The organism is Hafnia sp. CBA7124 (genome assembly GCF_002355555.1).
In the GTDB taxonomy this organism is placed as follows: domain Bacteria; phylum Pseudomonadota; class Gammaproteobacteria; order Enterobacterales; family Enterobacteriaceae; genus Hafnia; species Hafnia alvei.
In genome coordinates, this window is sequence record NZ_AP017469.1 from 3,629,263 (window position 1) to 3,651,230 (window position 21,968).

Here is a 21,968-nt window from a genome sequence, read left to right on the forward strand (position 1 = left end):
TCAGTTAGCCAGCTCCAAGATGCGGGCAACTAGCTGAGAGAAGCTCAACCCATACTGGCGCGCCGCCATTGGAACCAGACTATGGCTGGTCATTCCCGGCGCCGTATTCACTTCCAGCAAATAGAACTCTCCGTCGGCATCCATCATAACGTCTACACGTCCCCAGCCACTGCAATCCAGCGATTTATAGGCTTTACGTGCCAGCTCGGCTAGTTCACGTTCGCGCTCTTCGCTCAAACCGCTTGGGCAGAAGTATTCAGTCTTATCCGACAAGTACTTAGCTTCATAATCATAGAAGACTCCCGGCGCTTGTATACGAATTGATGGTAAAATCTCTTCGCCCAAGAAAGCCACGGTGTATTCAGGACCGCTTAACCACTTCTCAACCAGCACGTCATCGTCATGGCGGAAAGCCTCAACCAGCGCATCGTCAAACTCGCTGGCATCGCTCACTTTACTCATACCGACGCTTGAACCTTCACGGCTGGGCTTAACGATCAGCGGTAAACCGAGCGCGTTCAGCTCAACCAACATTTCTTGAGTTAAGCCTTCATCAAACTGGTCGCGGCTGATTGCCACAAAAGGCGACACCGGTAAGCCAGACGCTTGCCAAACCAGCTTGGTACGCAGTTTGTCCATAGTCAGCGCCGAAGCCATTACGCCGCTGCCGGTATAAGGCAGCTGCAGGAACTCCAGAACCCCTTGCAACGTGCCATCTTCGCCACCACGGCCATGCAGAGCGATAAAGACTTTATCAAAGCCCGCGTCTTTTAATTGTGTCGCAGGGAAGTCTTTTATATCCACCGGATGTGCGTCAATCCCCGCCTCTTTCAGACCATTCAGAACCGCTTGGCCTGACTGTAAAGAGACTTCACGCTCTGCGGAGGTACCACCCAGTAATACAGCAACTTTCTCAGCCATGATGTTTTTCATCCGTACTTGTTCTGTCAACGTTAATCGGCTGCAATTTCTGCTCAGCCAAAGTCCGCGCCACTTTGCCAATATTTCCGGCGCCCTGAGTCAAAATCAGGTCGTCATTTTCTAAAAACTGAGCCAGCGTCGCTGGCAATGTTGCAGCGTCAGACACCAGTACCGGATCTAACTTGCCGCGGCCACGAATGGTGCGGCACAGAGAGCGGCTATCGGCTCCTGGAATTGGCGTTTCACCGGCGGAGTACACATCCAGCATCAATAAAACGTCAACCTGACACAGCACATTCGCAAAATCATCATACAGGTCGCGGGTACGCGTGAAACGATGCGGTTGGAATACCATCACTAGACGACGATCTGGCCATCCCGCACGAGCCGCTTTAATCGTGGCGTCCACTTCCGTCGGGTGATGACCATAGTCATCTACCAGCATGGCTTTACCTTCTTTGCCGTTCACATTCTCCAGCGAGTACTCGCCAAGGAAATCAAAGCGACGTCCGGTGCCTTGGAAGCCTTCTAGCGCACGTAGAATGTCTTCATCCGCAATCCCCTCTTCGGTGGCAACCGAAACGGCTGCTGCCGCGTTCAGGGCGTTGTGGCGGCCTGGCGCATTTAACGTTACCGCTAAACGAGGCTTATCCTGACGACAGATGAAGAAAGTGCCCTGTGCGCCATTTTGCTGATAGGACTCGATACGCACATCCGCATCTTCGCTAAAACCGTAAGTAGTGATATGACGTCCTACGCGCGGTAATAACTCACGCACCACAGGATCATCAATGCACATCACCGCGCGGCCATAGAACGGCAGGTTGTGCAGAAAATTAATAAACGTCTGCTTTAGATTCTCGAAGTCGCCATGATAGGTATCCATATGATCGGCTTCGATATTAGTGACCACGGCAACCATCGGCTGTAAGTGGAGGAAAGAGGCATCACTTTCGTCTGCTTCAGCAATCAGATAGCGGCTTGAGCCTAAACGCGCATGCGTGCCTGCGGCTTTCACCAAACCACCGTTAACAAACGTTGGATCCAGACCGGCTTCCGCATAAATACTGGAAACCATTGCCGTTGTCGTTGTTTTTCCGTGGGTGCCCGCAATCGCAATGCCATGACGAAAACGCATCAGTTCAGCCAGCATTTCAGCACGGCGTATCACGGGAATACGGGCTTCACGTGCAGCAACAATCTCTGGGTTATCCGCAGAAATCGCCGTCGACACCACAACCACGCTCGCGTCTTTGACGTTTTCAGGGCGATGGTTGAAATAAATCTGCGCACCCAGTTCGGTTAACTGCTGCGTAACGGGGTTCGGCGCTAAATCAGAACCGCTAATTTGATAGCCTTCATTAGCCAACACTTCGGCAATACCGCCCATGCCAGCACCGCCGATGCCGACAAAGTGAATGTGCCGGACGCGACGCATCTCAGGCACCATGGTACGCAGTTTCGCGAGTTGTTGAGTATTTACGTTCTTATTCACTGTTTCTCAGTTCTGTCATTTTGGCCGGTGCTAACAATTAGCGACCCGCTCAGCGGTAAATTATTTCGCAACTTCACAAATCACGGCGGCGACACGTTCAGTCGCATCGGGAATTGCAGCAGCGCGAGCTTTCTCTGCCATTTCTAATAGGGTTTGGCGATCCCATCCTGCTAACGTCGCCGTCACTGACTCCACGGTCAACTGTGGTTGTTCAATGATTTTTGCAGCGCCTGCTTTTTCTAGCGGCAACGCATTCCAATACTGTTGGCGATCTTTATGCATGAACGGTACGAACAATGCAGGCAGCCCAGCGGCCGCGATTTCGCTCACCGTCAGAGCACCTGAGCGACATACTACGACGTCTGCCCAGTCATAGGCCGCCGCCATGTCATCGATAAACTCGGTCACTTTGTGCTGCGTCTGTCCGACTTTTTCATAGTCGGCTAATACCGTTGGCAAAGCGCCCTTCCCTACCTGATGCCACAGCGTAATTCTGCTACCTAGTTGTTCAGCAACTTTTGGCATGGTTTGGTTCAGGATGCGAGCGCCTTGGCTTCCGCCAACCACCAGCACGCGAATCGGCCCCATACGGCCAGCTAAACGCTGTTGTGGGGCCGGTAGCGCCAGAACGTCTCCACGCACCGGGTTACCCACCACGGGCGCATTCGGGAATGCGCCCGGAAAAGCCTGCAATACGCGCTTAGCAATCTTAGACAGCCAGCGGTTGGTTAAACCGGCAATCCCATTCTGTTCATGCAGCACAACCGGAACACCACACAGCCACGCAGCCAAACCACCAGGGCCAGAAACATATCCGCCCATGCCTAAAACAGCGTCTGGCTTATAGGCTTTCATAATGGCTTTAGCTTGGCGAACCGCGCGGAAAATGCGGATTGGCGCACCTAACTGGGCCTTCAATCCTTTACCACGCAGGCCAGAAATCTGAATAAAATCAATTTCTATGCCGTGCTGTGGAACCAACTGGGCTTCCATTCGATCGGCGGTGCCTAACCAACGCACCTGCCATCCTTGAGCCTGCAAATAATGCGCAACGGCTAAACCAGGGAACACATGCCCACCGGTGCCACCCGCCATTACCATCAGGCGTTTATTCTGTTGATGATCAGCGTTGCTACTCATCGGGAACCCCTTACTACCGCCTGTGCTTTTTCCAGACGAGTTTCATAATCAATGCGTAACAGTAATACCAATGCGGTCGACATAATCAGCAAGCTGGAACCACCGTAACTAATTAGCGGCAACGTCAGACCTTTCGTCGGTAACATCCCTGCGGCAGCCCCAACGTTAACCAGTGCCTGAAAACTAAACCAAATACCGATGGCGCAGGCTAAAAAACCGGAAAAGCGCTGATCTGCCTCTAACGCGCGACGTCCGATGGACATAGCACGAAAAGCGACGAAGAATACCATTAACAAAGCAAGAACCACACCGAAATACCCAAGTTCCTCGCCTAAAATTGAGAAAATAAAGTCGGTGTGCGCTTCAGGTAAATACTCCAGTTTTTGCACCGAGTTACCCAAGCCCTGTCCCCAGAATTCACCGCGGCCAAAGGCCATCAGCGATTGCGTCAGCTGGTAACCACTGCCGAAAGGATCGGCCCATGGATTCCAGAACGACGTCACGCGGCGCATACGATACGGTTCTGCAATAATCAGTAACACAACGGCAAAAATACCGGAGCCGATAATGGCTAAGAATTGCCACATTTTGGCACCCGCCAAGAACAGCAAACCGAGCGTGGTAACGAACAACACCACCACGGTACCTAAGTCAGGCTGAGCCAGCAGCAGCACCGCTAATACCACCATCACGCCCATCGGTTTACAGAAGCCCCAGAAGTTAGAGCGAACCTCTTCAACTTTGCGCACCAGATAGCTGGAGAGATAGCAAAACAGCGCCAGCTTAGAGATCTCTGCGGGCTGAATACGTAGCGGACCAAACGCAATCCAACGCGAAGCACCGTTCACCGAGCTACCGACCACGAGAACAATCAGCAGCATAGCAACGGCCATTAGCAATAATGCGTTGCTATAGCGCTGCCAGATTTCCATCGGCACACGCAGCGTCACCATCGCCAATCCAAACGCCAATGCCAGATACAGCGCATCACGTTTCGCAAACAGGAAAGGATCGTCTGCCAAACGTTGACCAATTGGCATGGATGCTGATGTCACCATCACAAAGCCAATTGCCGCCAAACCAAAGGTCAGCCAGAGCAAGGTGCGATCGTATAGCACCACCATCGCAGCATCGCTCTCGCCCGCCCCCATCACCCACTCACGCAAACGCGTGATTAAGCCAAAATGTGGCAACGAGAATTTAGGGCGCGGTAACCGCGGGAGTCGCAGACGCATCAGCCAAGCTCCTTGGCTAAACGGCTGAATTCGTCGCCGCGTTGTTCAAAGTTTTTAAACTGGTCAAGGCTCGCGCAGGCCGGAGATAACAGAACCATATCGCCGGTTTTCACTTTGGCAGCAATCATTCGCATCGCTTGTTCCATGGTCTCTGTCTGCTCGGCAATCTCAGGACGCAAAGCAGCCAGCTGCGCGCCATCGCGACCAAAGCAGTACAAACGGACGTTATCGCCCTGCAGGTATGGCGCCAATGCGCTGAAGTCTGCTGATTTACCATCGCCGCCGAGCAACAGATGCAAAGTGCCATCAACGTGTAAACCATTGAGCGCAGCTTCAGTGCTGCCAACGTTGGTAGCTTTGGAATCATTAATCCAACGCACGCCGTTATGTTCCAATGACAGCTGGAAGCGATGTGCCAAACCGGTGAAGGTCGTTAGTGCTTTTAAGCTTGAAGCTCGTGGAATACCAACAGCATCCGCCAGCGCTAACGCAGCCAATGCGTTAGTGAAGTTATGTTTGCCGGTGACTTTCATTTCACGCGTATTGAGAACTTTTTCACCACGCACGCGCAGCCAAATCTCACCCTGCTGGCGATTCAAATGATAATCGCCCACGTCAGCACCAAAACTCACGCAGCGGGAATCTGCACCGCGAATCGGCATCGTGAGTGCGTCGTCGGAGTTAACCACGCAAACTTTGGCATTCTCATACACGCGCAGCTTGGCAGCGCGATATTGCTGCAATCCAAGCGGGTAGCGATCCATGTGATCTTCGGTAACATTCAGGATCGTGGCCGCAGCCGCTCGCAGGCTATTGGTGGTTTCTAACTGGAAGCTAGAGAGTTCAAGCACGTAAAGATCGCACTCTTGCTTAAGCAGCATTAACGCAGGCAAACCGATATTGCCGCCCACGCCAACGTTCCAGCCCGCAGATTTAGCCATTTCGCCCACTAACGTTGTCACGGTACTTTTACCGTTAGACCCCGTAATGGCCACAATGGGTGCCTGCGCTTCGCGACAAAACAGCTCGATATCCCCCACGATCTCAACACCCGCCTCTGCCGCCACGCTGAGCGCAGGAGAGGCAAGTGCAATTCCGGGACTTGCAACGATGAGGTCGGCATCCAGCAGCCACTCTTGGTTCATATCACCCAAGTGACGCTCAACGTTTTCCGGCAGCTTATCCAGCCCCGGTGGAGAAATACGGGTATCGATAACACGCGGCGTTACGCCACGTGCCAAGAAGAAATCAACGCATGACAGGCCCGTAAGCCCGAGGCCAATGATGACGACTTTCTTACCCTGATAGTCCACCATATTAACGCACCTTCAAGGTTGCCAGGCCAATCAGCACCAGCATCAGAGAGATAATCCAGAAGCGCACGATAACGCGAGGTTCTGGCCAGCCTTTCAGTTCATAGTGGTGATGGATTGGCGCCATACGGAAAATTCGCTGACCGCGTAGTTTGAAGCTGCCCACCTGCAAAATAACCGAGAGGGTTTCCATCACAAATACGCCGCCCATAATTACCAGTAGGAATTCCTGACGCAGCAGCACAGCAATCGTACCCAGCGCACCACCCAAAGCCAGCGAGCCGACATCGCCCATAAAGACCTGAGCCGGATAAGTGTTAAACCATAAGAATCCAAGCCCTGCACCGACAATGGCCGTGCAGACAATCACCAGTTCACCTGCGTGACGCAAATAAGGAATATGCAGGTAAGCAGCAAAGTTCACGTTACCGGTCGCCCAAGCCACCAGCCCCATCCCTGCCGCTACGAAAACGGTAGGCATAATAGCCAATCCGTCTAAACCATCGGTGAGGTTAACGGCGTTACTAGTACCCACAATCACAAAGTAGCTCAGCAGGATATACAGCAGACCCAGCTGCGGCATGACATCCTTGAAGAAGGGAACCACCAGCTCGGTTGCCGGAGTCCCTTTACCGATAGAGTACATGGCAAAAGAAACTACCAGCGCGATCACCGACTGCCAGAAGTACTTCCAGCGCGCAATCAGGCCCTTGGTATTTTTACGTACCACTTTGCGATAATCATCAACAAAACCAACAACGCCGTAGCCGAGCAATACAAACAGCACGCACCAGACGTAAGGGTTAGACGGGTATGCCCACATCAAGACAGAAATGGTGATGGAGGTCAGGATCATCAGACCGCCCATCGTTGGCGTACCGCGTTTGCTGAAATGTGACTCAGGACCGTCGTTACGAACAACTTGACCGAAAGACATCTTTTGCAGGCGAGCAATCATTCGCGGCCCAATCCACAGCGACAGGAACAGCGCCGTCAACAAACTGACAATGGCGCGGAACGTCAGATAGGAAAAGACGTTGAAGCCGGAATAGTATTTGACCAAGTGTTCGGCCAGCCAGACTAACATGATTGATTCTCCTGCATTTCCTGCACAGATAAGCCTCGTACTACCTGCTCCATAGCGGCACTACGTGAACCTTTAACTAAAATGGTGATCGCCGCATGTTCGCATAACAGGTTTTTTAGGCGCTCAATCAGAGCCGTTTTGTCCGTGAAATGTTCACCACAACCACTGGTCTCGCTGATGAGATGGCTTAAACGCCCAACGCTCAGCACTTTATCAATCCCCGCCTCGCGAGCCGCAATGCCCACCTGACGATGACAATCTTCTTCTTCAGCACCCAACTCGCCCATATCACCCACTACCATGACGCGATAGCCAGGCATTGAGCCCAACACCTGCGCTGCCGCGGTCATAGAGCCCACGTTGGCGTTATAGGTATCATCGAGAATCAGCTGTTCTGAATTCAAACGGATCGGGAATAAACGCCCGGGAACCGCTTTGAGTTCGCTTAACCCGTTGCGCACATTCTCAAGCGTTGCACCTACCGACATCGTCAGCGCAGCCGCCGCAAGCGCATTCGCGATATTGTGGCGGCCCGGCAAAGGCAGAACCACCGGCGCAGTACCAAACGGCGTGTGCAGATTAAATTCGGTGCCTTGATGTGTCACGCGGACATCGCTGGCAAAGAAATCCACTGACTCGGCGGCCTGCGGAGAAAAACGCCATACACGCTGGTTGGCGATCTTTTCCTGCCAATGCGGCCAGTCGTTATTATCGGCATTGATAATGGCAGTGCCGTTTGCGGCCAAACCATCAAAAATCTCACCTTTAGCTTTGGCAACACCGGCTAAGGAGCCGAAACCTTCCAAATGCGCCGCCGCCAGATTATTGACTAAGGCGCTTTCAGGCTTAACTAAATTTACCGTGTAGGCAATTTCGCCCACGTGGTTGGCGCCCAGCTCGATCACCGCATATTCATGCTGTGGCTCAAGGCGTAATAACGTCAGCGGCACGCCGATGTCATTATTAAAATTGCCGGAGGTATACAGCACGTTGCCACATTGGCGCAGAATCTCCGCGCTCATCTCTTTCACCGACGTTTTACCCGATGAACCGGTAAGCGCGATAACGCGAGCGGGCATTTGCTGACGAATCCATGCGCCAAGTAACCCCAGCGCAATACGCGTATCGGCAACCACAATCTGCGGAGCATCAATCGGTAAGTGTTTACTTACTAGTAAAGCACCAGCGCCCTGACTCACAGCATCGGCCGCAAAATCATGAGCATCAAACTTTTCGCCTTTCAACGCGATAAATAAGCAGCCGTCGGTTAACTTGCGCGTATCGGTCACAACATCAGTAATTTGTGTATCAGCACCAATCAACTGACCGTTAACTGCCTCGGCGATGGCCTGCAAAGAAACAGGGATCATGCTATCACCCCCAGCAGACGTGCTACGGTCACGCGATCTGAATAATCTAAACGGCGATTGCCGACCAGTTGATAATCTTCATGGCCTTTGCCTGCCACGAGAATCACATCATCAGGCTTAGCCTGCATGATGGCTCCGGTAACGGCTTCAGCACGGCCAGAAACGGCCTGTGCGCGGCCTGCATCAAGCATACCGTTCAGAATATCGGCCATGATGGCACGAGGCTCTTCACTACGCGGGTTGTCGTCCGTGACAACAACGCGATCGGCATATTGTTCGGCAATCGCACCCATAAGTGGGCGCTTACCTTTATCGCGATCGCCGCCGCAGCCAAATACGCACCACAGCTGGCCTTTGCAGTGCAAACGCGCTGCTTCAAGCGCTTTCTCTAGTGCATCCGGCGTGTGCGCATAGTCAACAACAACGGTTGGCTTGTCAGGAGCTGCGAACACTTCCATGCGGCCACATACGGGTTGCAGCTGAGCGGAGCTTTTGCACAGTGCTTCTAATGGATAACCAATAGCTAACATAGTAGCGGCAGCAACCAGCAAATTGCTGACGTTAAAGGCTCCCATCAAGCGGCTTTCCAGCAAGCCTTTACCCCATGAAGAGTCAAAGCTGATACTTGCGCCACCATCGTGGTAATCAACGTCGGTCGCTGAAACCCAGCGCCCAGACCAATTTTCTGGCAAGCGCTGTTCCATGGTTACGGCAACGGCATCTGGAGACTTAGCCAACCAGCGCTGACCGACTTCGTCGTCAGCGTTAATAATTTTTTCACCGCTGTGGTGAGTGGAGAACAGCAGCCATTTGGCCTGTTCGTAATGCGCCATATCACCATGGTAATCCAGATGATCGCGGCTCAGGTTGGTGAATACCGATGCGGCAAACGGCAGAGCGGCAACGCGGTCTTGCACCAAACCATGGGAAGAGACTTCCATCGCAGCCAGCGTGGCGCCTTGAGACACCAAGCTGCGCAGTAAATGCTGCACATCAACCGCTGAACCAGTGGTGTTTTCACTTGGATGAACTTGCCCCAACAGGCCGTTGCCGACCGTTCCCATTACCGCACTGGTTTCGCCTAATAGCTGGCCCCACTGTGCCAACAATTGGGTAATGGTCGTTTTGCCGTTGGTTCCTGTTACGCCGATTAAGCGCAAATCAGCACCCGGCTGATGGTAAAAGCGTCCTGCCAACGCGGATAAGCGCTGGTTTAACTGACTCAGGTAGATAACGGGAACGCCGTGGCTCTCGCGAACGGTGCCATCTTCTGCTTCCCCATCTGCCTCAGCGATGACTGCAGCAACGCCTTGCGCTATCGCTTGCGGAATATAACGGCGACCATCTGCCGCGTGGCCAACGATCGCCACAAACAGATCACCCGCAGCCGCAACGCGGCTGTCTAATGTCATCTCTCGCAAAACGCGCTCCGGAGCATCTGCTACCCAAGGAGCCAAAAGCGCGCGCAAATTACGATCTGCCACCTGAACCCTCTTTTTTATTGTTCACTAATTCGTTTTTATCACCCGTGGGCAACGCATCCGGCTCAACGTTCATGGTGCGCAGAACGCCGCCCATGATAGCGCCAAAGATCGGAGCGGATACCGCACCACCGTAATACTTCCCTGCCTGCGGATCGTTAATGACCACAACCAGAGCAAATCGAGGATTACTTGCTGGCGCAACGCCAGCGGTATAAGCAATGTATTTGTCTACATAACGGCCATCTGGACCGACTTTTTTCGCGGTCCCGGTTTTAATCGCGATGCGATAGCCTTTGATTGCTGCTTTCGTCCCACCGCCGCCCGGCAGCGCAACGCTTTCCATCATGTGCACAACCGTACGAACGATAGGCTCAGGGAATACGCGTTCACCCGGAACGGGGGGATCGACTTTAGTAATCGACAGCGGACGATAAATCCCGAGGCTGCCAATCGTTGCATAGACACGTGCTAGCTGTAACGGCGTTACCATTAGCCCATATCCGAAAGAAAAGGTGGCCCTCTCTATGTCAGACCACCGTTGTTTTTTTGGGTACATGCCACTGCTTTCTCCGACCAGCCCCAAATTGGTCGCCTTACCCAATCCAAAGTGCGAGTAGGTTTCTACCAGCGCAGAGGACGGCATCGCTAACGCCAGCTTTGACACACCGACGTTACTCGACTTCTGTAGAATCCCCGTAATGGAGAGTTCTGAGTAACGGGCCACGTCTTTAATCTGGTGGCCGTTAACAAAATAAGGGAGCGTATTCAGTACGCTATTCTCTTTCACCACGTTGTGCTGTAACGCGGTCATCACCACCATCGGCTTCACCGTGGAACCCGGTTCGAAGATGTCGGTAATAGCGCGGTTACGCATGGTTTCTTTTGGCGTATCGGTCAAGTTATTTGGGTTATACGACGGGCTATTGGCCATCGCCAACACTTCACCGGTATTCACATCGACCAGCACAGCAGTACCGGATTCCGCTTTGTTAAATGCCACCGCGTTATTCAACTCACGGTAAACCAGCGCCTGTAGGCGTTCATCGATGCTAAGCGCCAAGTTATGTGCGGCTTGGCTATCCACTGAGGAAATATCTTCAATCACGCGGCCAAAACGGTCTTTACGCACGGTACGTTCACCCGGCTGGCCGGTTAGCCAGCGGTCAAAGCTCTTTTCAACGCCTTCAATCCCCTGACCGTCAATGTTGGTCACCCCAATGATGTGAGCGGTTACTTGCCCTGCAGGATAATAACGGCGGGACTCTTGCTTGAGGAAAATACCCGGCAGCTTCAGCTTATGGATGTAATCAGCCATCGCCGGATTCACCTGACGAGCGAGGTAGACAAATCGCCCTTTCGGGTTGGCATTGATACGCGCGGCCATTTTATCCAGCGGCATTTCTAATGCATCGGCCAACGCTTTCCAACGCGAGTCCAACGTGATGCCACCACGCTCATTCACTTCCTTCGGATCGGCCCAGATGGCATTAACAGGCACGCTCACCGCCAACGGGCGGCCAGCGCGATCGCTAATCATCCCGCGCGAAGTCAGAATAGGCTGCGTACGCAAAGAGCGTGCATCGCCTTCACGCACTAAGCGGTCGGGATTAATCACCTGCAAATAAGCCACGCGGCCTAACAAACCCATCAAGGCAATAAATATGCACCCACAGAGCAACGCAAAACGCCAGCTGACAAAGCTGGCCTGATCTTCCTGACGCTTTAACTTTCCGGGTCGCACTGCTTTCATTGATTACACATTTACCTACGTCGGAGGTGGTCTGTTGAAAACATCGTTAAATCATTGCTTAACAACAATGTTTTCTTGAGATGGATCTACGTGCTGCATCTGCAGCTTCTCGGTGGCGATACGCTCGACACGGCTGTGATCACCTAACGCATTCTCTTCCAAAATCAGGTTGCGCCACTCGATATCCAGAGCATCGCGTTCGAGTACCAACTGCTCACGCTGCGCGGTTAGCAAGCGTGTTTTGTGCGTGGTCGTCACCACAAGCACTGCCGATACCAAAACACCGATAAACAGAATCAGAGGCAGTTTACCGTGGCGGAGAATATCTCCGCCGATAACGGCAACTAGCGTATGGCGCTCATTGCCGATCATTCTGTCGTCCTTTCCGCAAAGCGCAGCACCGAGCTACGAGCACGTGGGTTAGCATTAACTTCCTCACCGCTCGGTTTCATTTTGCCCAACGCTTTCAGCTTACGTCCGCCCTGACTGCGCAGCTGCGCCTCTGTCAGAGGAATACCCGCAGGAACCTGTGGTCCACGGCTATGATGACGAATAAACTGTTTTACGATACGGTCTTCCAGCGAATGGAAACTGATAATCGACAGGCGACCTTCCGGAGCGAGAATCTCCAGCGCACCGTTGAGCGCGCGCTCGATCTCTTCCAGTTCGCTATTGATATAAATACGAATCGCTTGGAAGCTGCGCGTTGCCGGATGCTTGTGTTTTTCACGGAATGGGCTGGCATTTGCAATCAGCGTAGCCAGTTCATGCGTGCGGGTCATTGGCTCCAGGCGATTACGTTCCACGATAGCGCGCGCAATACGCTTGGCAAAGCGCTCTTCGCCAAAGGTCTTCAACACCCAAGCAATATCTTCTTCTTCCGCTTTCATCAGCCATTCAGCCGCGGATAAACCACGCGTTGGGTCCATACGCATGTCCAACGGCCCATCTCGCATGAAAGAGAAGCCGCGTTCAGCATCATCGAGCTGCGGGGAGGAAACGCCCAAATCGAGAAGAACGCCGTTGATTTGGCCTTCTAGGCCGAGTTCGCGTACATAGCTCGCCATATCGGAAAACGGGCCATGAACAATAGAGAAACGTGGATCGGTGATTTCTGCTGCGGCGGCAATAGCCTGCGGGTCACGATCGATAGCCACTAAGCGTCCTTCTGGCCCAAGCTGGGACAAAATAAGACGTGAGTGACCACCGCGACCAAAAGTGCCATCAATGTAAATGCCGTTACTGCGCAGATTAAGGCCGTTCACAGCCTCATCCAGCAACACGGTCTTGTGTTGGTAATTTTCTTCTGACATGACTATAACGACAAATCCTGTAGCCGCTCGGATAAAGGCTCCGTTGCGGTCTGTTGTGCGTCAATATCTTCCTTGACTTGTTGATACCAGTTTTCTTCATCCCACAGTTCAAACTTATTGAACTGCCCAACTAGCATCACTTGTTTTGTAAGCCCAGCATGCTGACGCAACGTACTTGCAATCAGCAATCGACCGGCGCTATCCATCTGGCATTCGCTGGCATGACCTAGCAGCAGACGCTGAATGCGACGCTCGACAGGATTCATACTCGAAAGACGCGATAGTTTTTGTTCAATCACTTCCCACTGCGGAAGTGTGTAGAGCAACAGGCATGGCTGGTGGAGATCGATGGTGCAAACCATTTGACCTTGCGATTCCTCAAGCAGTAATTCGCGATAGCGCATTGGAACCGCTAAGCGTCCTTTACCGTCAAGGTTGATGGTTGTTGCGCCACGAAACATACCTAAATTACCCCTCGTTGCCCCATCTCACCACTTTACACCACAAATTCCCACATAAGGAAGTTTACGGAGGGTAGGAAAACCTTGTCAAGCCAGAGCGGATGCGGTTTGGGATTATTTTTACCTGAAGTGAAATTAAAACCATTCACTACGAAAACTCTGAAAGAGAAATAATAAAATTAACATCATGATAAATTAAGGGAAATTCTTGGAAGGGAGTGTTACTAACGAGAAACACAAAATTTTTACCAAAAATTAAAATTTAACCAGACTTTGCAATATAGCTCTCATTTTGAACATGTCTTGTATAATTTACATACGCTTTACAGTAGTAAATAGAAAGCTAATTCGACCTAAGCTAATCGCCGTCAGGAAATTAAAAATACCTTTAAAAATCAATAAAATAATTTAATTACAATTCAATATAGTTTTTCTGATAACCATTTTATCTCACTTTATCCCGAGATAATAATCGGTTTGAAGATTAATTATCTAACGGCCTTTTTTCAAAAGTAATTAAGTGTTTCGTTCTCTCAATCCTTTCCACCTCAGATAGTTCTCAAATATTCATTTTTATTTTATTCAGGCCATTATTAGAACAACACAAACCATTCATTATCCTTCCCTGTACAATTTCCATCCAACAAATTGAATAAGAACATAAAAATTAACAGCATGGTGAGAAATCATGCATTTTGCCCATTCTTGTCATTTGCGCAGATTTTTGTAGCAAATCCGCCTTTAAATAATAATTTTTCACTAGTTAAAAAACACACAGCAAACATGTATGCTATTCATACAAAAATAAGCAGTTCATAAAACCATTAAGAACGATAAACCACAGTATTAATGACTAGTTTCAACATGGAGTTAGCCGTTATGTTTTCATCCGATTCCCGTGCTCGTAGTGCAGCCGCCGATATTTTTTCACTGGTGGTTTATTCTTTCATTGTCGGTATGGCGATTGAAGTCTTTCTCTCTGGAATGAGCTTTAGCCAATCACTGTCATCTCGCCTACTTTCCATTCCGGTCAACATTCTTATCGCTTGGCCGTATGGCATATATCGTGATTGGTTTATTCGTCAGTCACAGCGTTGCAGCCCAACTGGTACGGCAAAAATCGTGGCCGATCTGCTTGCCTATGTCTCTTTTCAGTCGCCGGTATACGCCATTATTTTGTGGTCTGTGGGTGCCGACAGTGCGCAAATTATCGCGGCGGTCACCAGTAACGCCGTGGTATCGATGGCAATGGGCGTCGCCTACGGCTATTTTTTAGATTATTGCCGCAGGTTGTTTAAAGTGTCTGCCCATGCCAATAAAGTTCAGGTCAATAAAGTACAGGCGTAAAAAAAGCGCCGGTTGCCACCGGCGCCTTCTCACTTCATCGTTTTACTTAATTCTTTCGACATTACATCCGGTTAAGGCGACCACGCTTGAGCAGTACACGGCGCATTCGGCTTAAACCCGCTTTCGGCTTCTTCGGCTCATCTAAACTCGCCAACACTAATTCCAGCACGCGTTCGGCAATATCACGATGACGCTGCCCTACCGATAAAACAGGGCAATCGAGGAAATCCAATAGCTCATTGTCGCCAAAGGTTGCGATCGCAAGATCGGTTGGCAAATGACCATGATGCTTCAGCGTAACATCCAGCACCCCCTGCAAAAGCGGGAATGACGTGGTGAACAAAGCCTGCGGCATTTCATTATCTTTAAGCCAATTAGAGAACGCCACGCCTGCAGCATCGCGTTCGTAGCTATTGGTGTAAAGATATTGTACTTCTCGCGGATCGTCACGCCATGCGTCTCTGAATCCCTGCTCGCGTAAGAAGCTCACCGATAGCTCAGGCAAAGCGCCGAGATACAGAACCGATTTAGCAGGGAATTTGCGTAATTCCTCCGCCAACATCTCGGAATCCTCACGATCGGCCCCCACAACGCTAATAAAGTTTTCAGGATCTAACGCGCGATCCAGCGCAATGATCGGCAAAGGATCGTTGACCCAACGCTGATAGAACGGGTGTTCTGGCGGCAGTGCGGTAGAAACAATGATCGCATCAACCTGACGCTGTAACAGGTGCTCAATGCACCGCATTTCGTTGTCTGGCTGATCTTCTGAACAGGCAATCAATAGCTGATAGCCTCTTTGGCGTGCCTGACGCTCCAGATAGTTTGCAATGCGGGTGTAGCTGGTGTTTTCCAAATCAGGAATCACCAGCCCAATAGAACGGGTGCGGCCAGCACGTAAACCTGCAGCCACGGCGTTTGGATGATAGTTATGCTCACGTACCACAGCCATCACTTTTTCAACCGTTTTATCACTCACACGGTACTGTTTGGCCTTACCGTTAATGACATAACTGGCCGTCGTCCGCGAAACTCCAGCAAGACGCGCGATTTCATCCAACTTCACGTTATCCCCTTACGCATCAAATTAATTAAGAAGACCGAATGGTCGTCAATACAAATGATCTAACCGCATAAAGAAGAAAGGAGCAACCGCTTTTGCTGAATGGCATCAGCAAATAAGAAAAAGTAAGAGGCCCAGCACAAAGCTGAGCCTCTAAATAGCACTATTACACAGAAAATTGACCTGTGTTAACGCATTATTTTGTCACCACGAGATACCCCGACAACACCTGAACGAGCTACTTCAACAATTTCAGCAACCTCTCGTACGGCGCTTAGGAAGGCATCGAGCTTGTCACTGGTGCCAACTAGCTGAACTGTGTAAAGCGCCGCGGTGACATCCACGATCTGCCCACGGAAAATATCGGTGCTACGCTTTACTTCTTCACGCCCATAACCTGTTGCTTGCAGCTTCACTAACATAATCTCACGCTCAACGTGCGAGCCCTGCACCAACTCGCTCACGCGTAGGACATCTACCAGTTTGTGGAGCTGTTTTTCAATTTGCTCAAGCACTTTCGCATCACCAACGGTTTGGATCGTCATACGCGAAAGCGTGGGATCGTCCGTTGGAGCAACGGTCAGGCTTTCAATGTTATAGCCACGCTGAGAGAACAGGCCGACCACGCGGGACAGTGCGCCTGATTCGTTTTCCAGTAGTACAGATAAAATCCGGCGCATTATTAAGTCCTCTCCGTTTTGCTTAACCACATTTCGTCCATTGATCCGCCGCGGATTTGCATCGGATAAACGTGCTCAGTTTCATCAATGGTAACGTCGACAAACACTAAACGATTCTTCACCGCCAGCGCCTGCTCCAGCTTGCTTTCTAGCTCATCAGGCGTGCGGATTGAGATCCCAACATGCCCGTAAGCCTCAGCCAGCTTCACAAAATCCGGCAATGACTCCATGTAAGACTGTGAATGACGACCTGCATAGATCATGTCTTGCCACTGCTTCACCATGCCAAGGAACCGGTTGTTCAGATTCACCACCACCACAGGCAAATCATATTGCAGTGCCGTAGACAGCTCTTGAATATTCATCTGAATACTGCCGTCACCGGTGACACAAATCACGGTTTCTTCCGGCAATGCTAATTTGATCCCCAGTGCCGCAGGTAAGCCAAAGCCCATGGTGCCGAGGCCTCCCGAATTCACCCAGCGGCGCGGTTTATCAAAACCGTAGTACAAGGCGGCAAACATCTGATGTTGACCCACGTCCGAAGCAACGTACGCCTCACCGTGGGTTAATCGGTGGAGAGTTTCAATAACCTGCTGCGGTTTAATGCGACCGCTGTTCGTGTCATAGCTCAGGCATTTACGGGCACGCCATTGAGCGATGTTTTGCCACCAATCACGCAGGCCATCAAAATCTTGCTTGGCTTCTTTCTGCCCCAGCAGCTCCAAGAAAGTCGCTAATGCCTCTTTAGCATCACCAACGATCGGAATATCGGCATCAACGGTTTTGGAGATTGAGGTAGGATCGATATCGATATGTAGCACTGTCGCATTGGGACAGTACTTTGCCAGATTGTTGGTGGTACGATCGTCGAAACGCACACCGACGGCAAAAATAACGTCGGCGTTGTGCATCGCCATATTGGCTTCGTAAGTACCGTGCATACCTAACATGCCTAGGCTTTGAGCGTGAGATGCGGGGAAGCCTCCCAAGCCCATCAGCGACGTTGTCACTGGAATATTCAAGCGTTCGGCTAACTGACGCAGTTCCTCGTGACAACCAGAGCTAATCACGCCGCCACCGGCATAAATAATCGGCTGTTTTGCCGCCAGCAGCGTTTGCAGCGCGCGCTTAATCTGGCCACGATGCCCTTGTAAAGTTGGGCTATACGAACGCATTTTGACGTTTTCAGGATAGGAATACGGCAGCTTAATCGCCGGATTCATGATGTCTTTAGGCAAATCAACGACCACGGGCCCCGGCCGTCCTGTAGAAGCCAAATAGAATGCTTTTTTGATAATGGTTGGAATATCTTCAGTGTGCTTCACTAAAAAGCTGTGCTTCACCACGGGTCGTGAAATCCCGACCATATCGCACTCCTGAAAGGCATCATTACCAATCAGAGACGTGGCGACCTGACCTGAAATAACCACCATCGGAACCGAGTCCATATAAGCGGTCGCAATACCGGTAATGGCATTTGTTGCTCCTGGGCCTGAAGTCACCAGCACCACGCCCACTTCTCCGGTTGCACGCGCAAAACCGTCGGCCATGTGCACTGCGCCTTGCTCGTGGCGTACGAGGACGTGTTCAATTCCTCCAACCGTGTGCAGGGCGTCGTAAATATCAAGAACGGCCCCGCCCGGATAACCGAATACATGCTTCACGCCCTGATCGATTAACGATCGAACGACCATCTCGGCTCCTGACAACATCTCCATGGGTTTGCCTCCAGGCTGACTTTGCGTAGGTATCATATTCAGGGTGGATCCCTGTTTTTTTGTGTGTTGTGTTTGATTCATTACCTTAACGTGGGAATAACAAGTGCGCAAACGGCAAACGGATGGAGAAAAGAGAGGAAGTTACAACCTTACTGCATTCAGCCATTTTTTAGGAATAAAACGCTGAAGGTCACGGAATTAGCTCCGCGCTTATCGCTGCGGTCAGCCAAATTACAGAACTAAATCATTCTCTCACGACAAAATATGCGAGTGCCGTTTGAGAAAAGAAAACGGCCAGTAAAACTACTGGCCGTTGAGCAAAATCCGTTTACCGCTATCGTTCCAAATACATGGATTCAATTTCCAGCTGGTAACGAGAGTTAATGATCTTGCGACGCAGCTTGAGCGTTGGTGTTAGCTCGCCCTGCTCCATGGAGAAGGCCTCTGGCAGCAGAGTAAACCGTTTAACCTGCTCAAACTTGGCTAAGCCTTTCTGCATTTCACGCAGGCGTAAATCAAACATCTCAACGATATGACTATGACGCAGCAGATCTAAGCGATCGTGATATTTCAGGTTGATCGACTTAGCGTACTCTTCCAAAGATTCAAAACACGGAACGATCAGCGCAGACACAAATTTACGCGCATCGGCGATAACCGCAACCTGCTCGATAAAACGATCCTGCGCTAAGGTGCCTTCAACCATCTGTGGCGCAATGTATTTACCGTTAGAGGTCTTCATCAAGTCTTTCAGACGCTCGGTAATAAACAAATTGCCGTTCTCATCTAATGCCCCTGCATCACCGGTTTTTAACCAGCCATCTTCAGTAAAGGTCGCGGCGGTTTCCAATGGTTTATTAAAGTAGCCGCACATGACGATAGGACCCCGTACCTGAATTTCATTTTCATGACCGATACGGACTTCAACGTCAGGTAATGGTTTACCAATAGAACCAAAGCGAAAATCGTTCTCTTCCCAACAAGACACCGTGGCGCAGGTTTCTGTCATGCCATAACCGTATTTAATGTTGGCACCCAGCGCTTGGAAAAACAGGATGACATTATCATCCAGCTTTGCACCAGCGGCTGGCAGAAAACGCACTCGCCCACCTAAAATTCCACGCAGTTTGCTGAGAACGAGCTTGTCGGCCAGCTTATGCATTGCGGCTAGCGCAGGGCTTGGTTTGCGGCCAGTACGCTCGGTCAGGAAACATTTTTCCCCCACCCAAATAGCCCACTTAAACATGGCACGCTTATGCCACTTCGCCTGAGCCACTTTTTCATGGATGGCACTGAAGATTTTCTCGTAAAAACGCGGAACGGCACACATAACGGTAGGCTTCACCGATTGCATCGCCTCGCGCACCTGATTGGTATCGCCAAGGTAAACATTCTGTGCGCCAGAGTGCATCACATAGAAGCTCCACGCACGTTCAAATACGTGAGAAAGTGGCAGGAAGCAGAGAGAAACATCATCGGCAGTAACGGTTAAACGCTCATCATGCAGGCGGAGTTGCGCCCCCATATTGGTGTAATTCAGCATCACACCTTTTGGCTCGCCGGTGGTACCGGAGGTATAAATTAGCGTGAACAAATCGCTCATATCAGCCTGAGCAATACGTTCGGCCAACTGCGGCAAATAAGATTCTTGCGCGCTAGCGGCAAAATCGTCCAGCGTGCAGGCGATTTCACAGCCCTGCATGTCAATGTTGTCCGACATAACAATAATGCGTTCTAGCTGCGGGCAAACACCGCGCAGCGCTAGTGCCGCATTATATTGAGATTGACCGTCAACAAATAGGATGCGCACGTCAGCATCATTAAGCACAAAGGCGGTCTGTCCGGCGGTATTTGTGGAGTACACCGGAACGGTGATCGCGCGCAGATGTAAAATAGCCAGATCGACCAAGGTCCAAGAAACTGAGTTGTGAGCAAAGATAGCCACACGATCCTGCACATCAACGCCTAAAGCGCACAATGCTAGCGCGAGTTTCTCAACCCGACGCCCTACTTGTTGCCAAGTAAATGAAGTTTCGCCTTGAGCAGACCACTCACGTAGCGCAACACGCTGCGGTATGGTTTTGATCTGCTGCTGAATTCGTTCAACTAGATGGTATTTATTTAACTCATTGATCATAGAAGAAGTTCATTGAATTTATCGGAATGGATGTCGCAGTAAGATATGAGTGAAAAATCTTATTCAGCTTACAGCTGTGCGCTCTTTTCGCCGAAGTCTACCTGTTCTAGCTGAAGGGTCAACGATTATTAAACGCAAAAATGTGAGTAAAGATGGTTTTTTTGAATAATTTCCCATCAAGCTATGGCGAAGGATAATGTAAATATTGAGCTCCTTCGCCACGAATGAAAAGAATTTAAAATAATATAAAAAACCAATAAAACAGCCGATAGCCTCTATAAAACACTAATACAGCAACTAATCCCAGATAACCCTAGATATAAAAAAGAGAGCTTAATGCTCTCTCTTTATTAACTTAGTTTTTTAAGCGTGCAGTTTAAAACTTACTGCCGAAATCGCTCAGTACAGCTTTCATCCATTGATGACCGCTATCACGCTCTGCGGCATGGTGCCAGCTTAGGTAACAGGTACGTTCTCTTTCCAAATCACTGAGTAACACAACAGAAAGGTTTAAGTGTTCTGCATAGTCCTCAACCAGCCAGCGCGGGGCAATAGCCACCATTTCAGTTTTAGATACCACGCTTAATACGCTGTTCATATCAGTACCTTGATATGCAACACAACGGGCTAACTCGCTCGCTTCATAATAACTACGGCTCAGCGATGAGAATAAATTCAAACCAACAACAGCATGTTGCTCAACCAAGAGTTGCTGATAGCTGACCATATTATTAATTCTTGGATGGTCCTTGGATACGGCTAAAACGAATTCATCTTTAAATAGAGGTTCGCAAGAGTATTCTTCACTTTCAAAATGACTGTAGCTGATCAAGAAATCTTTTTCTTGGTAGCGTAATTTGCGCTCAATATTTTCATTTACTGATGAGTTTAAATGTAACTGAACGTGAGATGCGCTCTCTTTAATTTGATTAAACAGTTTTGCTGTTAGTCGAATATCTAATGGGCTACAAATCGCCACATTAAATACGCGCTCACTTACCAGCGGGTTAAAGCCAGCGCCAGGGAGTTCATTCTGAACAATCTGCAATGCTTGACGGATCGAACCAAACAACTGATATGCCCGATGCGTTGGCTGGATACCACGGCCATAGCGCATGAAGAGTTCGTCGTTAAACATAATTTTCAGTCGAGCAACGGCATTACTTACCGCAGGCTGAGACATACCTAAAGCATGGGCCGCACGCGTGATATTTTGCACTTGCATAACCGCATCAAAGACAGTCAGCAAATTAAGGTCAACGTTTCTGAGTTGAACCAGTTCTGTACTTCCATTTTCGGCCAAAGACATAACCTCGTTTTGTACTGACATACATCACCTAATATAATTTATATTTCAGCATCGCGATTAGAAAATATAAGCGCGAATTAATTAAGATATGAACACAGCCGAAAATTTAAATACCAATCAGCCGTCCAGTCTGGGAGTTTTT

The 21,968-nt window shown here is 50.2% G+C and carries 18 protein-coding genes; 1 reads left to right on the top strand and 17 read right to left on the bottom strand.

Going from position 1 to position 21,968, the window contains the following annotated elements:
- From CPY98_RS16655 to mraZ, 12 genes are all read right to left on the bottom strand, one after another.
- Nucleotides 1-921 (bottom strand): D-alanine--D-alanine ligase, encoded by a 921-nt coding sequence (locus tag CPY98_RS16655; protein ID WP_025800360.1) that lies wholly within the window; start codon nt 919-921, stop codon nt 1-3.
- The gene (murC, locus tag CPY98_RS16660; RefSeq protein WP_040045448.1) at nt 914-2,371 is read right to left on the bottom strand and encodes a UDP-N-acetylmuramate--L-alanine ligase; all 1,458 of its coding nucleotides are present in this window, start codon (nt 2,369-2,371) and stop codon (nt 914-916) included. The genes CPY98_RS16655 and murC overlap by 8 nt, the downstream gene beginning before the upstream one ends.
- A 105-nt stretch (nt 2,372-2,476) precedes the next feature.
- Nucleotides 2,477-3,556 carry an undecaprenyldiphospho-muramoylpentapeptide beta-N-acetylglucosaminyltransferase gene (gene murG / locus CPY98_RS16665; protein ID WP_096388458.1) on the bottom strand — a complete coding sequence of 360 codons (1,080 nt, stop codon included), beginning with the start codon at nt 3,554-3,556 and terminating at the stop codon, nt 2,477-2,479.
- Nucleotides 3,553-4,707 carry a cell division protein FtsW gene (gene ftsW, locus CPY98_RS16670; protein WP_230676541.1) on the bottom strand — a complete coding sequence of 385 codons (1,155 nt, stop codon included), beginning with the start codon at nt 4,705-4,707 and terminating at the stop codon, nt 3,553-3,555. Before ftsW ends, murG begins: the two co-directional genes overlap by 4 nt.
- An 83-nt stretch (nt 4,708-4,790) precedes the next feature.
- Nucleotides 4,791-6,107 carry a UDP-N-acetylmuramoyl-L-alanine--D-glutamate ligase gene (murD, locus tag CPY98_RS16675; protein WP_046448727.1) on the bottom strand — a complete coding sequence of 439 codons (1,317 nt, stop codon included), beginning with the start codon at nt 6,105-6,107 and terminating at the stop codon, nt 4,791-4,793.
- 1 nt (nt 6,108) lies between these two features.
- Complete coding sequence (gene mraY / locus CPY98_RS16680) at nt 6,109-7,191, bottom strand: phospho-N-acetylmuramoyl-pentapeptide-transferase (protein ID WP_025800365.1); 1,083 nt, start codon at nt 7,189-7,191, stop codon at nt 6,109-6,111.
- Nucleotides 7,185-8,561, bottom strand: coding sequence for a UDP-N-acetylmuramoyl-tripeptide--D-alanyl-D-alanine ligase (gene murF / locus CPY98_RS16685; RefSeq protein ID WP_043495387.1), 1,377 nt, complete (start codon nt 8,559-8,561; stop codon nt 7,185-7,187). Before murF ends, mraY begins: the two co-directional genes overlap by 7 nt.
- Nucleotides 8,558-10,045 (bottom strand): UDP-N-acetylmuramoyl-L-alanyl-D-glutamate--2,6-diaminopimelate ligase, encoded by a 1,488-nt coding sequence (murE, locus tag CPY98_RS16690; protein WP_096388459.1) that lies wholly within the window; start codon nt 10,043-10,045, stop codon nt 8,558-8,560. The genes murF and murE overlap by 4 nt, the downstream gene beginning before the upstream one ends.
- Nucleotides 10,032-11,795 (bottom strand): peptidoglycan glycosyltransferase FtsI, encoded by a 1,764-nt coding sequence (locus tag CPY98_RS16695; protein WP_043495391.1) that lies wholly within the window; start codon nt 11,793-11,795, stop codon nt 10,032-10,034. Before CPY98_RS16695 ends, murE begins: the two co-directional genes overlap by 14 nt.
- Before the next feature lie 51 nt (nt 11,796-11,846).
- Complete coding sequence (ftsL, locus tag CPY98_RS16700) at nt 11,847-12,167, bottom strand: cell division protein FtsL (RefSeq protein ID WP_004094561.1); 321 nt, start codon at nt 12,165-12,167, stop codon at nt 11,847-11,849.
- Nucleotides 12,164-13,108, bottom strand: coding sequence for a 16S rRNA (cytosine(1402)-N(4))-methyltransferase RsmH (gene rsmH / locus CPY98_RS16705; protein WP_025800369.1), 945 nt, complete (start codon nt 13,106-13,108; stop codon nt 12,164-12,166). The genes ftsL and rsmH overlap by 4 nt, the downstream gene beginning before the upstream one ends.
- 2 nt (nt 13,109-13,110) lie before the next feature.
- On the bottom strand, nt 13,111-13,569 hold the full coding sequence (gene mraZ / locus CPY98_RS16710) for a division/cell wall cluster transcriptional repressor MraZ (protein ID WP_004094563.1): 459 nt from the start codon (nt 13,567-13,569) through the stop codon (nt 13,111-13,113).
- A gap of 879 nt (nt 13,570-14,448) precedes the next feature.
- On the opposite strand from mraZ, the gene CPY98_RS16715 reads away from it, so the two are divergent.
- The gene (locus CPY98_RS16715; RefSeq protein WP_096388460.1) at nt 14,449-14,916 is read left to right on the top strand and encodes an L-alanine exporter AlaE; all 468 of its coding nucleotides are present in this window, start codon (nt 14,449-14,451) and stop codon (nt 14,914-14,916) included.
- A 61-nt stretch (nt 14,917-14,977) separates the two neighbouring features.
- Here CPY98_RS16715 and cra read toward each other — a convergent pair whose 3' ends face one another.
- From cra to leuO, 5 genes are all read right to left on the bottom strand, one after another.
- Entirely contained in the window at nt 14,978-15,982 is a 1,005-nt protein-coding gene (gene cra, locus CPY98_RS16720) for a catabolite repressor/activator (RefSeq protein WP_025800372.1), read from the bottom strand.
- A 185-nt stretch (nt 15,983-16,167) separates the two neighbouring features.
- Nucleotides 16,168-16,659, bottom strand: a complete 492-nt coding sequence (ilvN, locus tag CPY98_RS16725; protein ID WP_025800373.1) for an acetolactate synthase small subunit — start codon at nt 16,657-16,659, stop codon at nt 16,168-16,170.
- 2 nt (nt 16,660-16,661) lie between these two features.
- Entirely contained in the window at nt 16,662-18,380 is a 1,719-nt protein-coding gene (gene ilvI / locus CPY98_RS16730; RefSeq protein ID WP_025800374.1) for an acetolactate synthase 3 large subunit, read from the bottom strand.
- 334 nt (nt 18,381-18,714) lie between these two features.
- Nucleotides 18,715-20,517, bottom strand: coding sequence for a long-chain fatty acid--CoA ligase (locus CPY98_RS16735; protein ID WP_025800375.1), 1,803 nt, complete (start codon nt 20,515-20,517; stop codon nt 18,715-18,717).
- Between the two features lie 376 nt (nt 20,518-20,893).
- A complete protein-coding gene (leuO, locus tag CPY98_RS16740) occupies nt 20,894-21,847 on the bottom strand; it encodes a transcriptional regulator LeuO (protein WP_025800376.1) in 954 nt (317 codons plus the stop codon).
- Nucleotides 21,848-21,968 lie beyond the last annotated feature (121 nt).

Excerpts from the sequence above, each read along its gene's own strand:
- murC (WP_040045448.1), bottom strand. The coding sequence starts at position 2,371 with ATGGTGCCTGAGATGCGTCGCGTCCGGCACATTCACTTTGTCGGCATC.
- CPY98_RS16715 (WP_096388460.1), top strand. The coding sequence starts at position 14,449 with ATGTTTTCATCCGATTCCCGTGCTCGTAGTGCAGCCGCCGATATTTTT.
- rsmH (WP_025800369.1), bottom strand. The coding sequence starts at position 13,108 with ATGTCAGAAGAAAATTACCAACACAAGACCGTGTTGCTGGATGAGGCT.
- ilvI (WP_025800374.1), bottom strand. The coding sequence starts at position 18,380 with ATGGAGATGTTGTCAGGAGCCGAGATGGTCGTTCGATCGTTAATCGAT.
- murF (WP_043495387.1), bottom strand. The coding sequence starts at position 8,561 with ATGATCCCTGTTTCTTTGCAGGCCATCGCCGAGGCAGTTAACGGTCAG.
- CPY98_RS16735 (WP_025800375.1), bottom strand. The coding sequence starts at position 20,517 with ATGATCAATGAGTTAAATAAATACCATCTAGTTGAACGAATTCAGCAG.
- murG (WP_096388458.1), bottom strand. The coding sequence starts at position 3,556 with ATGAGTAGCAACGCTGATCATCAACAGAATAAACGCCTGATGGTAATG.
- CPY98_RS16655 (WP_025800360.1), bottom strand. The coding sequence starts at position 921 with ATGGCTGAGAAAGTTGCTGTATTACTGGGTGGTACCTCCGCAGAGCGT.
- ftsW (WP_230676541.1), bottom strand. The coding sequence starts at position 4,707 with ATGGGGGCGGGCGAGAGCGATGCTGCGATGGTGGTGCTATACGATCGC.
- ilvN (WP_025800373.1), bottom strand. The coding sequence starts at position 16,659 with ATGCGCCGGATTTTATCTGTACTACTGGAAAACGAATCAGGCGCACTG.
- CPY98_RS16695 (WP_043495391.1), bottom strand. The coding sequence starts at position 11,795 with ATGAAAGCAGTGCGACCCGGAAAGTTAAAGCGTCAGGAAGATCAGGCC.
- murD (WP_046448727.1), bottom strand. The coding sequence starts at position 6,107 with ATGGTGGACTATCAGGGTAAGAAAGTCGTCATCATTGGCCTCGGGCTT.
- mraY (WP_025800365.1), bottom strand. The coding sequence starts at position 7,191 with ATGTTAGTCTGGCTGGCCGAACACTTGGTCAAATACTATTCCGGCTTC.
- leuO (WP_025800376.1), bottom strand. The coding sequence starts at position 21,847 with ATGTCAGTACAAAACGAGGTTATGTCTTTGGCCGAAAATGGAAGTACA.
- mraZ (WP_004094563.1), bottom strand. The coding sequence starts at position 13,569 with ATGTTTCGTGGCGCAACAACCATCAACCTTGACGGTAAAGGACGCTTA.
- ftsL (WP_004094561.1), bottom strand. The coding sequence starts at position 12,167 with ATGATCGGCAATGAGCGCCATACGCTAGTTGCCGTTATCGGCGGAGAT.